Consider the following 16,598-nt stretch of genomic DNA (forward strand, 5'->3'; position numbering starts at 1 on the left):
GCGCGCCCGACAGAGCGCGCGACGCAGGCTTTTCTCCGGCGGCAGTATTTTTGCGGCTATAGCTGGAGGCAGTTGTCAGTGCACGCCGGCGCCAGCGCCAGCCCGCGGCTTCTGGGTGAGCAGCAGGGCGACGGCAGCAATGGCAAGAACCACGCCGATGACGGCGAAGGTATCGGCGAAGCCCAGGATGAGCGCCTGGCGCCTGACGATCTGACCGAGAGCGACAACGGCCTTCTGCCCGGCGAGAGCGGGGTCGGAAATGCCGTGCTGCATGAAATAGGCGGTCGTTTGCGCAAGCCGGTCGCGAACCTCATCGCGGCCGAGCGTTACCGACTGGCCGATGATGTTGGAGTGGAACTGCTCGCGCTTGGTCAGCACCGTGCCGAGCGTTGCCGTGCCGACGGCGCCGCCGAGATTGCGCAGCATGTTGGTCAGGCCCGAGGCGGCGGCTGCATCCGTGGCCGCGATACCGGCGGTGGTGATGGCGGTGATCGGCGTCAGCACCAGCGCCTGGCCGATGGCGCGAACGATGTTCGGGATCCAGAACTGGTCGCCTGCGGTATCGGCCGAAAGCGTGACGTTCATGAAGCAGCTGATCGCGAAGATCGAGATGCCGAGAAAGCCGATGTAACGCGCATCGAAGCGCTTCATCATCAGCGGAACGAGCGGGATTAGCAGCAGCTGCGGCAGACCGGTCCAGGCCAGCACCATGCCGATCTGCTCGGCATTGTAGCGCTGCACCTGGCCGAGATATTGCGGCAGGATATAGACGGTGCCGAAGAGGGCGACGCCCACCAGCACGTTGACGGCAACGCCGATGCCGAAATTGCGCTGCGTCAGCAGGCTGAGCTTGACCAGCGGCTTCTTGACGGTCAGCTCGATCCAGATGAAGGCGGCAAGGAAGACGAAGGCAAGGATGCTGAGCTTGACGATGAAGGGCGAGGAGAACCAGTCCTCCTTGTTGCCTTCTTCGAGAACCGTCTGCAGCGCCGAGAGACCAATCGCCATGGTGATAATTCCCGCCCAGTCGCCTTGCCTCAGCAGGTGGAGCTGCATCGGCTGCTTGTCGAGCGTCAGCGCAAGAGCCACGGCCATGATCGCGCTCGGGATGGCGTTGATGAAGAAGATCGTCTGCCAACCGTAGTTTTCGGTGAGATAACCGCCGATGGTCGGGCCGATTGCCGGCGCGAAGGTGACCGAGAGCGCAAAGATCGCCAGGCCGAGCGGCTGCTGCGGTTTCGGCAGCTTGGTTAGCACCATGGTGAAGGCCATTGGGATCAGCACGCCGCCGGCAAAACCCTGCAGGCCGCGCAGCACTATCATCGTGCCGAGATCATGGGCGAAGGCGCAGGCGATCGAAAACAGTGGAAACAGGATCGAGTTGACGAGGATATAGCGGCGGAACGAAAACACGCTGCTAAAATAGGCCGTCAGCGGAATGACGACGATCTCGCCGATCAGGTAGGAGGTGGAGATCCACGCACCGTTGTCGACCCCTGTTCCGATGCCGCCCTCGATATCGAGGAGGGAGGCATTGGTGATCTGGATGTTGAGGATCGCCATGAAAGCGCCGATCATGCCGGCGAGGACGGCGATCCATTCCCTGGTGCTGGCGCGCGGTTGCGGAATGGCCCCAGCGGTGGCTGCAATGCTGGACATGACACGATCTCCTGGTCCCTGCGCTTAGTTGCGGCTAGCATCGGCCTTGGTGTCGATGCTCGGTTGGACGGACATGCCGGGACGCAGGTCGGCATTGGCAGTTTGCCCATCCAGGACGATCTTGACGGGGATGCGCTGCACGACCTTGGTGAAATTGCCGGTCGCATTGTCGGGAGGCAGCAGCGCGAATTCCTGGCCGCTTGCCGGAGCAAGGCTGTCGACATGGCCGCGATAGATGCGGCCCGGGAAGGTATCGACCTCGATATCGACCGGCTGGCCGGCCCGAACATCGGTAAGCTGCGTCTCCTTGTAGTTGGCGATCACATAGACGGCGCTCGTCGGCACGACCGACATCAGCTGGGTGCCGGCCTGCACATACTGGCCGGCACGTAGTGTCCGGTTGCCGATAGTGCCGTCGACAGGTGCGGCAATGGTTGCGTAGGAGAGGTTCAGCTCAGCCTGATGCAGGACGGCCTGGTTGCGCGCAAGGGCCGCCTTAGCCTGGGCGAGTTCGGCATTCAGGAGATCGACCTGCTTAACGGCGGCATCGAGAGCGGCGCTGTCGCGAACAATGGTCGCCTGAGCCGCGGCGATGGCGGAAGCCGCCTGCTGCGCCGTCTGCACCGGCGCATAGCCGTTGGTCGCGAGGTTGGCATAACGCTTGTTGTTTTGTTCGGCAAAGGTCTCATTGGCCTTGTCGACTTCGACCGTGGCGCGCGCGGCGGCAATCGTCGACTGCTGTATATCGAGCGAGGCCTGCTTGGCGTTGAAGGTCGCTTCGGCCGCAGCGACATCGGCCTTGGCCTGGTCGAGGGCAGCGCGGAAATCGCGATCGTCGATGCGGGCAAGCGGCTGGCCAGCCTTGACGACCTGGTTATCGCTGACCAGCACGTCGGCGATATAGCCCGATACCTTCGGTGCGACGGTGCTATTGTCAGCCTTTACATAGGCATCGTCGGTCGCGATCTCGAAGCGGCCGACGGTCCAGTAGTTATGGCCGTAGTGAGCTGTGGCGGCGATCAGGACGATGGCGGTTGCGCCGAGCAGCAATCCGCGGCCGGCGCGCTTGCGGGCGGGAGGCTCTGACACGACGGCAGGTTCGACGATGTGCGGTGTGCCGCCGGCATCAAGGGTTGCGGGGGCGGCTTCCGCCGTGGTCTCCGGGACAGGTGCGTTGTTGTTCAAGGCCTGCAGCGTTTTGACGGACATTGTCTCTCTCCTGGGAGTGGTCGCTGTCGCTATCGGCCGCGGCCATTGAATTCAGGTGGAATGCACTTTGGAAACTTGCTGTTTTCCAAAATATGTATTAGAAAATGGATGTCAACGAGAATTTGGAAAATTGTCATGGTCCAAAATCACGAAATCGAGAAGAGGCCACGAGGCCGACCGCAAGTCCGTTGCGACGACGATACGAGAAGCGTGATCATCGAGGCGGCCAACCGGCAGTTCCATGAGAGCGGTTATGCCGCCGCAAGCATCGCTGCAATCGCACAGGACGCCGGGGTTTCGACCAAGACGCTCTACCGCCTGTTCCCGACGAAGGCGGATCTCTTTTCCGAAATGATCACGGAGCGCACGGGACGCTTCGTCACGGCGCTCGACCCCGGCACACTCGCCGTGGCGGACCTGAGGCAGGGATTGGAGCGCATGCTGACGGCCTATGGCATGCTGACGCTCTCGCTGGATACGATCACCGTGACCCGGCTCGTCATCAGCGAGTCGGACCGTTTTCCCGAAATCGCCACCAGCTTCTATGAGAAAGCCATTGTCAGAACCAACACGCTGATGGAGAACTGGCTTCGCAAGCAGATCGACCGCGGGCTGATAACCCTTGAGGATCCGCATGCCGCCTGCGGCATGCTGCGCGGCATGATGATTTTGGAGCCGCAGCGCGCCGCGATGCTGCGTCAGCAACAGCCGCCTGGGATTGAAGAGATCGCCGCAAGGGCGAGGATGTGCACAGATCTGTTCTTGAAGGGCTGCGCGCTCTGAAGCATCGATTGGGCTTCAGAGCGCGACGATTTCCGCTAAAGGCGCGACGCGGCGTCCGGGTCGCCTCAGTTCGGCGGAGCGCCCAGCGCATGCAGGATGCCGCGCAGTTCGGCGAGGCCGCGCATGCGGCCGATCGCCGGGTAACCGGGGGTGACGGTCTTATCGAGATCGTCGAGCATGCGGTGGCCATGGTCCGAGCGGAAGACGATGGTGTCCTCTGCACTGCGGCGCTTATCTTCCGCGACCAGTTCCCTGAGCACCGCGACCATGTCGACATCGCCTTCGAGATGCGCGCTTTCATGGAAGGTCCGGCCGTCGCCCTCGCGGGTCGTGGCACGCAGGTGGGCAAAGTGGATGCGCGAGGCGAAGCGCCGGGCGATCGCCGGCAGGTCGTTCTCGGCGCGTACGCCGAGGCTGCCGGTGCAGTAACACATGCCGTTTGCTGGCGATGGCACGGCATCGAAGAGAGCGGCATAATCGTCGCCCGTCGAGGCGATGCGGGGAAGACCGAACAGCGAACGCGGCGGATCATCGGGATGCAGCGTCAGTTTGACGCCGCGGGCCTCGGCAGCCGGGGTTACCGCCTCCAGGAATTCAATCAGATGCCGGCGCAGCCGTGCGGCGTCGATGCCGCTATAGGCGACCAGCTTTTCCCGGAAGGCTGGAATGGTCAGAGGCTCGGTGGTCGAACCAGGCAAAGCCGAGGTGATGATACGGGTGATCTCGGCGATTTCCTCTTCCGACATCGCCTCAAAGACGACACGGGCCCGTTCGCGGTCTTCCGCGGAATATTGCTTTTCCGCATCCGGCCGTTCCAGAACGAAGAGGTCGAAGGCCGCGAAGCGCTCATGATCGAAGCGCATGGCGGTGGCGCCCGTCGGCGTCACGAAGTCGAGATCGGTGCGGGTCCAGTCGACCACCGGCATGAAATTGTAGCAGACGATCGGAATATCGCAGGCGGCGACTGCTTCAAGGCTGGCGATCCACGCCTCGATTTCAGCCTTCGCCTCCCCGCCCTTGCGCTTGACGGCATCGGGGATCGGAATGCTTTCGACCACCGACCAGACCAGCGGCGAACGGTTGCCAGGCGTCGTCTCGATCAGAGACTGGCGCTCGCGCACCTCCTTTTCCGTCCAGGCCCTGCCGATCGGCACCTGGTGCAGCGAAGAGACGATGTTGGTCGCGCCCGTCTGGCGGACATCATCGAGCGTCACCGGCGCTTCCGGCCCAAACCATCTCCAACCTTGCCGCATCCTTCTTCCTTCCTTGGCTTTTCGTTTCGTGTCTGGATCTGCCGTCAGCAGAAATAATCGGGGTAGCGCGAGCGCAGCTCGTCGACATCGGGAATGACGGCGCTCAGGTGATGGATCATTGCAGCACGTGCCGCCGCCGCATCATGGGCGGCGAGCGCATCGCGGATGATGATATGTTCGTGCACCACATTGTCCATTCGCCCGAGCACCGGCAGCGTCAGCCGCCGCGCCCGATCGATCTGCACCTTTACCGTCTTCAGGATTGCCCATATGCCGGGATAACCTGATATCTGCGCGATCGCTTCGTGAAAGGCCTCGTCCTCTTCATGGAAGCCCGAGGCATTGCCGGTTGCGGCATGCGACCGCTGCCGGGCGATGATGGCGTCGAGACGGTCAATATCGGCAGCGGTGGCAGTCAGAGCAGCAGTCTCGACGGTCGTGCCTTCGAGCGCCTTGCGCACGACGACCGCTTCAGGGATCGCCGAGACCGGCACCCGCGACACGACGGTACCCGACTGCGGATAGATATCGACCAGCCCGCTTTCAGAAAGCCTCAGAAGCGCCTCGCGGACCGGTGTGCGGCTGACGCCGAAATCCTCGGCGATGCGCTTTTCCTGCAGTGACATGCCAGGCGGCATCCGAAGGGAAACGATATTGGCATGCAGGCGCTCATAAATGGCGCCCGCGGTGGTGACCCGGCGCAGCCTGCCGCCGATCTCTTGCGACGGGACGACCAAAACCTTGGTTTCTGACGCCTGCGGCATAACATACCCGGACTTTGAAGTTTGCTTGGCATACTAGTATACCAGTTATCACAGCCCTGCCAAGCTATTCCCTGAGCTAATGAGTAGACACTCTTTTTGGAACTTAGATCGACCGAGTTGGTTGAAATCCGCAAGGAGACGCTCATGAAAAACCCAGCACGACGCAAGGCAAGCGAAACCAAGGCACTCGGCGCCCAGCCGGAATTGCCATCTGCCGCGGACACACGCGGACGGAAGAAGGTTCGGCAAGCCGCAAGCGAAATCGACAGGCAGAGTGGCGGATCGCCGTCAGCGACCCGCGAGGAGGAAATTCGAAAAAGGGCATATTCCCTCTGGGAGAAAGAAGGCAGGCCGGAAGGCCAGCACCGGCATCATTGGGCCCTGGCCGAGCATGAACTCGATGCACGGGGCGAAATCGGCAATACTCCCAATCTCGCAGCACTGCGGGAGGCCGGGCGCGAACATACCGATGCCTTCCTCGTCAAAACGGATCTCGAAGATGCCGATCAACGCGAAGCCTCCCCCGGCACGCGCGAGCAGAGTTGAACGTCTCCCTCCAGCTCATTTCAGGAAAGGTCCCGACATGGCCGACAAACAAAACTTGAACGCCGGATTTACCGGAACACCCGCCGAGCAGCCAGAGGGGTTGACCAAAGCTGCGATATCGGCCGCCGATGGGGTGAAGCGGGAGGCCTACGCCGTCGTCTCCGGCGCAAGGGCTCACCCGCAAACCGCAACCGCCTTGGTGCTCGGCACCGGCATTCTTGCATTCGGCCTCGGCTATCTCCTCGGTCGATCATCGACCGATAATATGACACGCCGCTATTGGCGATAGCCGTTACTGCCGCGAGGTCCAAGCCGACCGTACGACCGCGACCTTCGCATCATCTCCGGCGATGCATCGCGCCCGCACTGCGTCCTCGGGCGTGACGTCGAGTTCGGCGATCTCATGCGAAAATAAATGCCGCCAAACCTCCGGCCAACCTGCACCTCAAACGTGTCTACTGCTGAAGCTGGCGATATGTCGGATTGCGACATTCCATGGAAGCACCTTCGCCCATAGATCCTGTTGCTGGAATACCACGAGGCTTAAAGCCATAGATTGCGCGCAATCCCCTGCTTGACAGGCGTGATCACGATCCTTAGCGAAGCGGCATGAGCGTGGTCAGGATCGGCAAGTGAAATACCTCAGACAACTGAAGATAGCAGTGCTCTATCCCGAAAATGGGGCGGGAAGCGCACTAGATCGGAACAACCGCATTGCGGTGTTTCTGTTCGCAATCCTTCCCGGACTTTCGCCGAACTTTAACTCGTTCATTCTTCTCGGATCGATGGTGTGGGGTCTCTGCTGTCTGGCTACGGGCGGCCTGGCCTTGAACCTGTCCAAATCCGACCGGCTGGTTGCCATCGGCATCTCGATCTACCCATTGGTGATGATCGCGAGCATATTCGTCAATCCACCCTACTCCGAAGAACTGGACTGGATATTCCGGCTGCTGCCTTTCTTTTCGGTCTGGCTGTTATTGCCGCGAATGCGCCACTCCCCCGATGGCCGCCTTGTGCCGCTTTTCATCCTCGGCGCAGGTATCGGCATGATCGTTACCTTTCTTTTCAGTCTGCTGCAGATCATGTTCCTGATGGAAAGAGCGGAGGCCGGGACATCGAACGCCGCGCTGCTGGGCGTCATAGGCGTTCTCTTCGGTGGAATCGCGCTTCTCAACGTTCAATCACCCAAGAGTGTCGAGCAACGAATTGCCATACTGGGATATGCCGCCGGTCTGGGCTGCGTCCTACTATCGGGAACGCGCTCGGCCTGGCTGGTCATTCCCGTTCATATCGTCATCTTTCTCTGGTATTTTCGCAAACACAGTTTCCATCTGAGCTTGCGCAGCCTCGCCATTACCGGCTCTTTGCTGTTTGCCGGACTTATTGCCCTGGGCAGCGGCCAAATCCTTCATCGCATCGAAGCGCTGCAGCAAAACATGGCATCGCTCGAACGCAGCGACGGCGAGGTCACATCGCTGAGTGCACGGTTTGCTCTTTACAAAGGCGCAGTATCGGCAATCAGCAAGGACCCGTTGACGGGATATGGTCCGCAAAACCGGATGGCTTCGGTGTTGGCAGAGCTGCCCGACAGCCTAAGGCCGCAACTGACCTATTCCCATGTTCACAACGGTTTTTTGACCGCGGGGATCGACGCCGGCATTTTCGGCATTGCAGCGCTTTCGCTGATGCTCGCGACACCCGTAATCGGCGCCTGGAGAAAGGAAGCCGGGCCGGGCCGGGATCTGGCCATCGCGCTCGCTTTGCTGCTCGTCAGCAGCTACGTTATAACCGGCAGCTTCGGCATCATGTTCAATCAGAAGGCCCTGGATCCGATCTTCGCCTATCTCGTCGCTCTCATTTGCGTCGATCGCGGCAGCACGGGCTTTGCGCCCGTCGTTCGAAGCTAATTGCCTGTCGCCCGCGGAAGTGGGCGGCTATGGATGACGGCATGTATAAAAACTAAAGCGCATTGCATAAATCAGGTTTGACGCAGACGCGCTTCGTCGTCTGCGACGGCTCAGGCGGCCGTATTGGTTTCGGCGCCGGTGAAAGCTAGATCCGAGACCTCACCCGTCGACGAATAGCCCGAAACAAGCTCGGCCAATATCGCACGTGCAGCGACCATATCGTTTCGATCCAATGCCGCGTTCAGCGAGTTGAGCCTTTTCAAAAGCTCCGGCCAGAACAGGAAATCCTCACGCGCCTTCATGATCCGAGGATGTTCGGTTGTTTCCGGATTATCCCCGATCAGAAGTTCTTCATAGAGCTTCTCGCCGGGCCTGAGACCGGTCACGGAAAGCTCGATATCCCCCTCGGGGCTGTTCTCGTCGCGGACGCTCAGCCCGGACAGCTCCACCATCTTGCGGGCAAGATCGGCGATGCGAACGGGTTCTCCCATATCGAGCAGGAACACATCGCCGCCCTCGCCCATCGCGCCGGCCTGGATGACGAGCTGCGAGGCTTCCGAAATGGTCATGAAATAGCGGGTTATTTCACGATGCGTCAGCGTGACGGGGCCGCCCTCCTTGATCTGCTGCCTGAAAAGCGGCACGACGGATCCGGAGGAGCCGAGGACGTTTCCGAAGCGGACCATGGAAAAATTCGTTCGCAGTCTGTCGGTTGCCGATTCTGCGGCGAGCGCCTGCAGAACCATCTCCGCCAGTCTCTTGCTGGCGCCCATCACATTTGTCGGACGCACGGCCTTATCCGTACTGATCAGCACGAAATTCGAGACGCCGTATTTACGCGCCGCGCGCGCCGCAACAAGCGTACCCATGACGTTGTTCTTGATGCCTTCCACGGCATTGTGCTCGACAAGCGGCACATGCTTGTAGGCCGCGGCATGATAGAGCGTCTGCGGTCGCCAGCTCTGGATGATATGCTCGATGCGATCCTGATCGCGGACGGAACAGAGGATCGGAACGATCTGCAGATTTTCATGCTCGTAGAGTTCGGCGAGCTTCCGCAACTCGGCATCGATATTATAAAGCGCAAACTCGTTCTGATCGAGGAGGATCAGGCTGGAAGGCGCATTGCGCAGAATCTGGCGGCATAACTCGCCGCCGATCGAGCCGCCGGCGCCGGTGACCATCACCACCTTGTTGCGCATCGCCTTGTCGAGCAACTCCTGACGCGGCGCGACCGCTTCTCTCCCCAGCAGATCTTCGATCTCCAGCTCACGAATGTCGGAGACGGCGACACGTCCCTGAGCGAGCGCCGTGAGATCAGGCAATGTGCGAACATTCACCCTGGCTTTGCGGATATGCTCCAGGATTTCGTTGCGTCGCTGCCGGGAGGCAGATGGCAAAGCAAGAAGCACATTGTGCACGCCAAGGGTTTCGGCAAGCACCGGTAGATCCGAGGGGTCATAGATCGGCAAACCACCCATGACGCCGCCCTTGAGGCGCGGATCATCATCCAGATAACCGACGACGTTGAGCTCGGCGCTGTTCGTCAAAGCGGCAGCCAGCTGCCGCCCTGCCTTGCCCGCCCCATAGATCAGGACCTTGGCGAGCATATTCTTGTGTAGGATACGCTGGTAGGCATCGCCGAGCCAATAACGGATTCCCAGCCTCGACAGCCCGATCCCGATCAGCAGCAGGAAAGGCTGGAGAATGCCGACGGTTCTCGGGACACCAGGCACGCTGAGAGCCGTAAATATCGTCATGAAGGCGAAGCCGTAGATCGCAATCGCCTTTAAAACGGTAATGAAAGCGGCCAGATTGGCATAACGGAAGATCGCCCGATACATGCCCATGACGATGAAGATGGGAAGCGCCATGCACAGCGAAACGAAAACCGGCAACCACTGCACGCCGGTCAGCACCGTCCATTCATTCAGCCGGAAGCAATAGGCCAGCCAGATCGTCAACACACAAAAGCTGGAATCCACCAGCAATGCCAGAGCGCGTTTGGCAACCCGCGGCATCGCCAGCAAAGGGGCGACGAGCGCTTGCATCGGCACTAACAACCATCGTGAGCGCGAGGTCTCAGAGGGAGAATTTTCAGGCATCGCTCACCAGCGTCTCGCAGATCAACAGACAACCACCTTCTTGTCGCTTTCTGCAACGAGCGCAACTGAAATAATCGGAAACCAAGGTCTTCCGCACCGCTTATCTATCAGAAGTAGGTAGCCTAATGCCGTATTCCCTTGCGGCGGATTACCTTGCCCGCGGTCAGAAACAGGATGCGCATGTCGAAGCCGAATGAACGCCGCTTAAGATATTCGACGTCGAATTTCACCTTCTCCGGAACAGGCAACTCGTCGCGGCCGTTGATCTGCGCCCACCCGGTCAATCCGGGCAGAAGCTGGTCGACACCATGGGCCGTGCGCAGCTCGATCAGATCATCCTGATTGTAAAGCGCCGGCCGTGGGCCGACGAAACTCATCCTGCCCCCCAGAATGCACCAGAGTTGCGGCAGTTCGTCGAGGCTCGATTTGCGCAGAAACGAGCCGATGGGTGTCAAGAACCGATCCGGATTTTCGAGCAGATGCGTGGCGACGGTTGGCGTGTCTACCCGCATGCTGCGGAATTTCGGCATCAGGAAGACCCGATTGAAACGGCCGACACGTTTTGACCAATAGAGGATTGGTCCCGGCGAAGTGAGGCGAACACAAAGAGCGACGATAAGGATCGGAACGAACAGGATCATCGAAGCAATCACAGCCAGGAAAAAATCCACCGCCCGTTTCAAGTCCATGTTCCGCAGCTCTTCCTTGCTCACCGGCGCTTACCGCTCTTTGCGCTATCGCCTTGCCGTATCGTCAAAAAGCGTTTCGCGTCAACTGCGAGACATCGTGAATCACCCGACATATTGGCGGCCCGCTCTCGCCTGGAAGAATTAGCCATCAGACGATGCCGTCGTGCCATTGCCTGATAGCTGGACGTAGGGATGACGGGAACGGTATCGGCAATACAGGCCTGGGCCATTCACTTCCACTCGTAGGACTTAAGCGAGCGGTACGGCCGCTCCGCCACCAAGGCAGACGGATCGTCGATCGTCGACAGACGCTGCAAAGCATCCGCCTCATCATTAAACCCGATGAATACCATCAGCATCGACCGGGCTGCCGGCTGACCCTTCTTGCGATAGGAAAAATTGACTGCGCAGTGGGGGTATTGGGCGTCCACTGCGCGCGCAGATGCACTGCCGCTTCCGGCGCGCTTATCAATCCCGCCGGCCATTGCGACGAACTGACCAAGAGCGAAAAACCGGTCGATTGCGGAAAAAGCCGTGGACTGCGATATCTGATGGTTGGACGCGGTTTCAGCCGAGTGGCCGTAATAGATGCTGTCCGTCAGGCCTTTGCGCCGTTTCGTCTCATAGACGATGAGGCCGCCCGCCGCCACCAACTCCAGACGAACGTTAAAAGTCTGAAATCGTTCAGGATGCGTATCCAGTTCGGCAAACAAGGTCCTCAGGTCCGCAATGTAGTCCGCGTATAGAGCAACGTTCATGGGCCTCACCCGTGGATCTCTCGTCTTGAATTCGGGTTTCCTAACACACGCGCGTTAAACGCAACACGTGTTTCCAGGTTGGAAGCAGAGTGGTCATTGGCATATTCAGAGACAAAACCACCCGTCGCCCTCGCTCGGAGATCACCGGGCTGGACCGCGGCCGCGGCTGACAAAGGCCTGCTCGTCACGCTGCGTGGTACGACCAGTTGGATCGAGGTTGAGACCTGGATCAAGTTTGCCCGGATTGCAGAGGGTCCCCTCTCCCGCCGCGTCCGTGGCCAAGGCAAGGATGTTGGACCGGACCGCCTCAACGACCAAGAAGTGACGCGCCTCGTCGAGAAGGTGCCGGACGCGGTATCCGCGGGCGACCTGTTCGCGCCATGCGCAACCATCTAACTGCATGATCCAAAAGCAAGAAGCCCCCAATCAGAAGTTATCTCCGCTTTCATTTCCGTCACATCTCGTTAACCATAAAAGTTGTGCTGGATCGGTCTTGAAAAGCGAACCTTCATCCTGTCTTCCCTCTGATCGGCGAATTGGCGCGGGCAAGGGCCATCAGCATCGGACCGATGGCAAATTCTCCTTTCTCGGCGCGGCGTGTCAGATCGCGCAGATAGCCGCCGGCCGAGTTGATATGGCCTGCCCTTTCGAGGACGCAGGCCATGACGGTTGCGGCATTTTCAGGCCCCATGATCTCGCAGGCCTCTTCATAGGCAGAGGGGCTGACGCCGAGCATCGAACGAACGACCACGGCCGCCCCCATCAGATCGCGCCACGTGTCGACCGACCCTTGTGGTCCATAGGCTGCAATCTCAGGGCAGGCCTGCAGCACCAGCCCCAGCGGGAAGGATTTGAGCCCACCATTGGCAGCGGAGGCAGCGTGTGCCCTGGACACATGCTCGTTCTTCCGTTCATCTTTGTGTATTTGGGCTATCGGTTCGGCCCGACCTGCCGATCGATCATCCGACCTCGCCCCCTGCTTCGTTTCGAAGCTTGGTTCAAGTTCAGAAGTGCATTGTGAGTTTGAATTCTGTATGTGCCGCTCAGTGTGTTGGGCATTGCCGCCTTGATTGCGGGTTTTAACCTGCATTTCCAACTGATTGACGATCTCTTCGCGCAACAGTTCCAATTCGTCGAGCGTGGCGGCGACCTGTTCCGCGGATGCCGACCGTGGCAGGCGCTCGACGGCATTGCGGAAATGCAAATGGATCGCACTCCAATCGCCGGCAGCCCCCTCCTCTAACGCCATCTCGATAAGTTTGGCGACGTCGCGCCGGCAAAGCGTCAGACGTTCTCTGAGCCGCTGCAGGTGCAACCGTTCCGCAACCACCTCCGCCGCCAGCCGCTCGATCTCCTCTGCGCGCGCGAGCAGCGGCGCCAGCGAGAAGCCGAATGCCTCGCGCAGCTCTCCGCCCTGCTCCTTGCGGGCGTAACGCTTGCCGTTCGGGCTATCCTTGCGGATCAGCAAGCCGGCCTCGATCAAGCTCGCCAGATGCCGGCGGATCGTCTGCTCCGCCATTCCATGCGCGCGCAGGGAGAGTTGTGCATTGGAAGGAAACACGACAAGCCCGTTGTCTTCAGAGATCTCTCCCTTGGGGTAGAAGCTCAGCAAGGCGTTCAGAATAGCGAGCGCCCGGTCGGTGACGCCGAGCAGCGGCCTCGCCTCGCACAGCGCACGATAGAGTTTCCACTTATCAATTGATTGGCCGGGCTCGATGTTTCGAGCAGCCGCTTGGCTTGCCAGCATGCCAAACGTCATCGGCCGCCGCCCGAAGGGCGTCGTCACACTTCCGCTTTCCATTGTCTTCGCCTTCTTCAAGGCAAAAGAACGCAGCTCACCAAATTCGGTGCCAAAGACTCTTGACTATGATTCGCGGAAATGTGATTCTCTGGGTGTCTAGATCAGAGAGGGCTTCCGCGACGGCAACGTTCGGGGGCCTTTTCTTTTGCTTATTGATCTCCGTTTTTCGTCGAATCCTGTGTCTTCTCGAACGCCTCGTAAAGACGATCCAGATTGCTGGCGATATAGGCTCCAAAGGCAGATGCCTTTTCCGCCTTCAGCGCAATGGTGAATTGTTTCCCGTCATCCTTGATCTTCGCCTTGACCGCGCCGTCCTTGCGCTGCCAGGCGTGAGCCGCGGGCTGAAGCGTCGCTGTCGATGATGCCGGTTGTTGCTTCCTACTGATGAAGGCAACCAGCATATCGAAGCGGGCATCGGGCTCCGCTGTCTCGAATTCCGGCGACCTGCTGAACGCGATCGCCCCCGCAGAGATGTTTTCGGTCTCGAATTTTACCGACAGATCGTGCCAGCGGTCACGGCCGGTGGTCTTTGCCGCGCCGATCGCGGTCAGGACTTCGGCCGGGATCCGCTTGGTGACGGACAACATCTTGGAAACCGTCGTCTTGTCGGCGCTGAGTGCCGACATGATCGTTTCCCTATCGAAACCCAACGAGTCGAGCTTGTCGGCGAACATTGTCCTCTCGATGAACGAGAGATCGGCGCGCGCCGAATTCTCCTGGCCCTGTGCGATCACATGGTCGCGATCGTCAAGTTTCTTGACGACGGCGCGGACAGGTCTGCCGAGTTCTTTGGCGGCCCGGGCGCGACGGTGGCCGAAAGCGATCTGATACCGTCCGTCCTTGTCAGGATGCGGGCGGACGAGGATCGGCGAATCCTGACCACGCAGGCGGATCGCCTCGACCAGTTCGCGAAACTGTTCGTCGGCATGCGCCAGCCGGTCGGTCACGAACGAATCTTCGATCAGGGCGGGGTCGAGATCGATCACGGTCTCGCCGGTTGCCAGCTTCTCCTCGATCGCTTTGGCCGCGTCCGCCTTGGCAGCGAGCGCATCGATACTGCGCGTGACGGCACCGAGCGCGCCGATTCCCTTGTAGGTGATCTGCTGTTTCTCGTCCCTCTGAAGTGGCTCGTCCGCGTTGTTTACCGCAGTAAACTTCTTGGAATCGTCCATCAGGCCCGAGAGGAGGTTCTTACGCGCCATCAGCCGGCTCCTTGCCCCTGTTTACCGTAGTAAACTTTCCGGTCATTTCCGCCCCCAGGCCTTGTGAATAAGGTCGACGATCTCATTGTTGACCGCATCCATCGCCTCCATGGCGCGGTCATAGGTCGCGCGGGTGAATTGGCTCCGCTCGACCTCGTAAAGCGTTTGGTTGGTCATCGCCGCATCCGAGATCGCGACGCTGCGCAACATCGGATTGGTCAGCACATGATTCTTGAACATCGAACGCATGAAGGCGACCATCTGCGTCTGCGGCCCGTCCTGCGGGTCGTAGCGGGTCACGAGATAACGCAGCCAGTCGAGGTTCATATCGCCGCCAGCACCTTTCAGCGTGTTCAACACTTCGCCGAGCATCTGCAGGAACTGGCACATCGACATGACATCGAGCATCTGAGGATGGACGGTGATCAGAACCGCCGTGGCGCCGCAGATGGCGCTCATCGTCAAAAAGCCGAGCTGGGGAGGGCAGTCGATGATGACGACATCGTAGTCATCGGCGACCGAAGACAGCGCCTCGTCCAGCCGCGCGAAGAAGACACGGCCATAGTCGCCGGCCTTGCCCTGAGCAAGCACGCGCGGCGTATCATGCTCGAACTCCATCAGCTCGAGATTGCCCGGCACCAGATGCAGTTTCGGGAAATTCGTCGGCCGGATGATCTCCCTCAGCGGCCGCCGCTGATCGTCATAGCGAATGGCGGCGTAGAGCGTCTCATTCTCGTTGACGTCGAATTCAGGCTGAAAGCCGTGGATGGCAGAGAGAGATGCCTGTGGGTCGAGGTCGACAGCAAGAACACGATGGCCGGTCAGGGCAAGGTGCTGGGCAAGATGCGCGGCACTGGTGGTCTTGCCGCTGCCGCCCTTGAAATTGACAACGGCTACGACCTGGAGATGTTCGCTGCCTTTACGGTGACGCATATAATGCGTTCCGGCGCGGGCATTGTGCTCCAGGAAGCTGCGCATCTCTTCCATCTGCTCGGCCGTATAAGATCGGCGGCCTGATGGCGTGACCTGGGGAAGGGCGCCTTTGCCTTCCAGCGACAGATTGCGAAGATAGCCGCTGGTCACGCCGAGAAAACGCGCCGCTTCGGCCAGCTGAAATTCCCTAAGCCCCTTCAGCGCACGCGGCGGAAACATTTCGAGCCGATGCTGCTTCAGCTTGTCGGATAGTTCCTGCGCCTGACCAATAATCAGTTGATCGACATCGGAAATTGCTTTTTCTATCTGCGGTGCCATATTCATGGAAATCTCGAAAATGCGATTTAAAAGCCCTGCGAGCTTTGAAACCGCATTTAGCGCCGATTCTGGAGGGGTGGCAAGGCAAATAGGGTTAACAAGACCCTACCGCGAGGTTGTCCAATCCTTTTCAAAGGCTTGAACATGACGCCCGCTGGCGCTGCCGGCGCAGCCGCGGGGTGTTATAGACCGAATCGCCAGAGCAAACGCCGTATCGCTATGATAGCCGATTGGCACAAGCAGGAATCGAAATATGAATGCGTGGAGTTTTCCAGGCAAGCCTGCAACGGCTGTCAGCTGGACTGCGACCGCCGCTCAGTGCCGCGTGCCGAGCAGACTACCGTCCTGACCGCTTTCGTGGGACAGGGATACGCCGCTTCTATCGAGGTCTTGCATCAGGGCGCCAAACGCAAGGTCGAGGCAATAGGCGGAGAATTCGGCGTTCAAATCTCTGGCGTTCTCTCGGGCATAGGCAACGAGCCGGGCGAGCGATACCAGCTCCTTGAGCTCGTCGTCACTTTTCGGCGTCGTGGTTGCTTCGTTTGCATCGTGCATCTGAGAATTCTCCAGCTTCCCTTGCCGGCGCATTCCGACAGAGCAAAGACAGCTTAATCCTCTTGAACGAAAGACGCGCGTGACACAGGCGTGACAGGAATTGCCGGCTTACACTT

General features: G+C 59.7%; 15 protein-coding genes and 1 pseudogene. 5 read left to right on the plus strand and 11 right to left on the minus strand.

Annotation, left to right across the window (positions count from 1 at the left end; translation table 11 throughout):
* Positions 1–75: 75 nt before the first annotated feature.
* Together OS035_RS23250 and OS035_RS23255 are read right to left on the minus strand one after the other, a co-directional pair.
* Positions 76–1,659 (minus strand): DHA2 family efflux MFS transporter permease subunit, encoded by a 1,584-nt coding sequence (locus OS035_RS23250; protein ID WP_183781225.1) that lies wholly within the window; start codon positions 1,657–1,659, stop codon positions 76–78.
* Positions 1,660–1,683: 24 nt separating this feature from the next.
* A complete protein-coding gene (locus tag OS035_RS23255) occupies positions 1,684–2,868 on the minus strand; it encodes an HlyD family secretion protein (protein ID WP_097627837.1) in 1,185 nt (394 codons plus the stop codon).
* A gap of 135 nt (positions 2,869–3,003) precedes the next feature.
* Between OS035_RS23255 and OS035_RS23260 the strand changes: the two genes are divergently transcribed.
* A complete protein-coding gene (locus OS035_RS23260) occupies positions 3,004–3,651 on the plus strand; it encodes a TetR/AcrR family transcriptional regulator (RefSeq protein WP_097627838.1) in 648 nt (215 codons plus the stop codon).
* Between the two features lie 65 nt (positions 3,652–3,716).
* On the opposite strand, the gene uxuA is transcribed toward OS035_RS23260, so the two are convergent.
* Complete coding sequence (gene uxuA / locus OS035_RS23265) at positions 3,717–4,904, minus strand: mannonate dehydratase (RefSeq protein ID WP_097627839.1); 1,188 nt, start codon at positions 4,902–4,904, stop codon at positions 3,717–3,719.
* Positions 4,905–4,948: 44 nt separating this feature from the next.
* Complete coding sequence (locus OS035_RS23270) at positions 4,949–5,668, minus strand: GntR family transcriptional regulator (protein WP_097627840.1); 720 nt, start codon at positions 5,666–5,668, stop codon at positions 4,949–4,951.
* Positions 5,669–5,812: 144 nt separating this feature from the next.
* Here OS035_RS23270 and OS035_RS23275 point away from each other — a divergent pair, with 144 nt between their 5' ends.
* From OS035_RS23275 to OS035_RS23285, 3 genes are all read left to right on the plus strand, one after another.
* On the plus strand, positions 5,813–6,214 hold the full coding sequence (locus tag OS035_RS23275; protein ID WP_097627962.1) for a DUF2934 domain-containing protein: 402 nt from the start codon (positions 5,813–5,815) through the stop codon (positions 6,212–6,214).
* A gap of 37 nt (positions 6,215–6,251) precedes the next feature.
* The gene (locus tag OS035_RS23280) at positions 6,252–6,503 is read left to right on the plus strand and encodes a hypothetical protein (RefSeq protein WP_097627841.1); all 252 of its coding nucleotides are present in this window, start codon (positions 6,252–6,254) and stop codon (positions 6,501–6,503) included.
* A gap of 343 nt (positions 6,504–6,846) precedes the next feature.
* Complete coding sequence (locus tag OS035_RS23285) at positions 6,847–8,121, plus strand: O-antigen ligase family protein (RefSeq protein WP_097627842.1); 1,275 nt, start codon at positions 6,847–6,849, stop codon at positions 8,119–8,121.
* A gap of 110 nt (positions 8,122–8,231) precedes the next feature.
* Here the strand turns inward: OS035_RS23285 and OS035_RS23290 are convergent, their stop codons facing one another.
* The 3 genes from OS035_RS23290 to OS035_RS23300 form a co-directional block, all read right to left on the minus strand.
* On the minus strand, positions 8,232–10,226 hold the full coding sequence (locus OS035_RS23290) for a polysaccharide biosynthesis protein (RefSeq protein WP_097627843.1): 1,995 nt from the start codon (positions 10,224–10,226) through the stop codon (positions 8,232–8,234).
* A gap of 122 nt (positions 10,227–10,348) precedes the next feature.
* Entirely contained in the window at positions 10,349–10,915 is a 567-nt protein-coding gene (locus OS035_RS23295; protein WP_097627844.1) for a sugar transferase, read from the minus strand.
* A gap of 230 nt (positions 10,916–11,145) precedes the next feature.
* On the minus strand, positions 11,146–11,673 hold the full coding sequence (locus OS035_RS23300) for a hypothetical protein (protein ID WP_097627845.1): 528 nt from the start codon (positions 11,671–11,673) through the stop codon (positions 11,146–11,148).
* A gap of 147 nt (positions 11,674–11,820) precedes the next feature.
* Between OS035_RS23300 and OS035_RS23305 the strand changes: the two are divergent.
* Positions 11,821–12,039: pseudogene (locus OS035_RS23305) on the plus strand (integrase); the annotation flags it as partial.
* 142 nt (positions 12,040–12,181) lie between these two features.
* On the opposite strand, the gene repC reads toward OS035_RS23305, so the two are convergent.
* The 4 genes from repC to OS035_RS23325 all read right to left on the minus strand — a co-directional run bounded on the left by repC (position 12,182) and on the right by OS035_RS23325 (position 16,482).
* Positions 12,182–13,474 carry a plasmid replication protein RepC gene (repC, locus tag OS035_RS23310; protein ID WP_097627846.1) on the minus strand — a complete coding sequence of 431 codons (1,293 nt, stop codon included), beginning with the start codon at positions 13,472–13,474 and terminating at the stop codon, positions 12,182–12,184.
* A gap of 149 nt (positions 13,475–13,623) precedes the next feature.
* Positions 13,624–14,676, minus strand: a complete 1,053-nt coding sequence (gene repB / locus OS035_RS23315; protein ID WP_097627847.1) for a plasmid partitioning protein RepB — start codon at positions 14,674–14,676, stop codon at positions 13,624–13,626.
* A 42-nt stretch (positions 14,677–14,718) separates the two neighbouring features.
* On the minus strand, positions 14,719–15,933 hold the full coding sequence (gene repA, locus OS035_RS23320; RefSeq protein ID WP_183781237.1) for a plasmid partitioning protein RepA: 1,215 nt from the start codon (positions 15,931–15,933) through the stop codon (positions 14,719–14,721).
* 309 nt (positions 15,934–16,242) lie between these two features.
* Positions 16,243–16,482 carry a hypothetical protein gene (locus OS035_RS23325; RefSeq protein WP_097627849.1) on the minus strand — a complete coding sequence of 80 codons (240 nt, stop codon included), beginning with the start codon at positions 16,480–16,482 and terminating at the stop codon, positions 16,243–16,245.
* Positions 16,483–16,598 lie beyond the last annotated feature (116 nt).

Origin of the sequence: Rhizobium sp. 268, from assembly GCF_036571585.1 — a bacterium.
Classification (GTDB): Bacteria; Pseudomonadota; Alphaproteobacteria; order Rhizobiales; family Rhizobiaceae; genus Rhizobium; species Rhizobium redzepovicii.

Excerpts from the sequence above, each read along its gene's own strand:
- OS035_RS23325 (WP_097627849.1), bottom strand. The coding sequence starts at position 16,482 with ATGCACGATGCAAACGAAGCAACCACGACGCCGAAAAGTGACGACGAG.
- OS035_RS23295 (WP_097627844.1), bottom strand. The coding sequence starts at position 10,915 with ATGGACTTGAAACGGGCGGTGGATTTTTTCCTGGCTGTGATTGCTTCG.
- OS035_RS23260 (WP_097627838.1), top strand. The coding sequence starts at position 3,004 with ATGGTCCAAAATCACGAAATCGAGAAGAGGCCACGAGGCCGACCGCAA.
- repB (WP_097627847.1), bottom strand. The coding sequence starts at position 14,676 with ATGGCGCGTAAGAACCTCCTCTCGGGCCTGATGGACGATTCCAAGAAG.
- repA (WP_183781237.1), bottom strand. The coding sequence starts at position 15,933 with ATGAATATGGCACCGCAGATAGAAAAAGCAATTTCCGATGTCGATCAA.
- OS035_RS23280 (WP_097627841.1), top strand. The coding sequence starts at position 6,252 with ATGGCCGACAAACAAAACTTGAACGCCGGATTTACCGGAACACCCGCC.
- repC (WP_097627846.1), bottom strand. The coding sequence starts at position 13,474 with ATGGAAAGCGGAAGTGTGACGACGCCCTTCGGGCGGCGGCCGATGACG.
- OS035_RS23275 (WP_097627962.1), top strand. The coding sequence starts at position 5,813 with ATGAAAAACCCAGCACGACGCAAGGCAAGCGAAACCAAGGCACTCGGC.
- uxuA (WP_097627839.1), bottom strand. The coding sequence starts at position 4,904 with ATGCGGCAAGGTTGGAGATGGTTTGGGCCGGAAGCGCCGGTGACGCTC.
- OS035_RS23290 (WP_097627843.1), bottom strand. The coding sequence starts at position 10,226 with ATGCCTGAAAATTCTCCCTCTGAGACCTCGCGCTCACGATGGTTGTTA.
- OS035_RS23270 (WP_097627840.1), bottom strand. The coding sequence starts at position 5,668 with ATGCCGCAGGCGTCAGAAACCAAGGTTTTGGTCGTCCCGTCGCAAGAG.
- OS035_RS23250 (WP_183781225.1), bottom strand. The coding sequence starts at position 1,659 with ATGTCCAGCATTGCAGCCACCGCTGGGGCCATTCCGCAACCGCGCGCC.
- OS035_RS23300 (WP_097627845.1), bottom strand. The coding sequence starts at position 11,673 with ATGAACGTTGCTCTATACGCGGACTACATTGCGGACCTGAGGACCTTG.
- OS035_RS23255 (WP_097627837.1), bottom strand. The coding sequence starts at position 2,868 with ATGTCCGTCAAAACGCTGCAGGCCTTGAACAACAACGCACCTGTCCCG.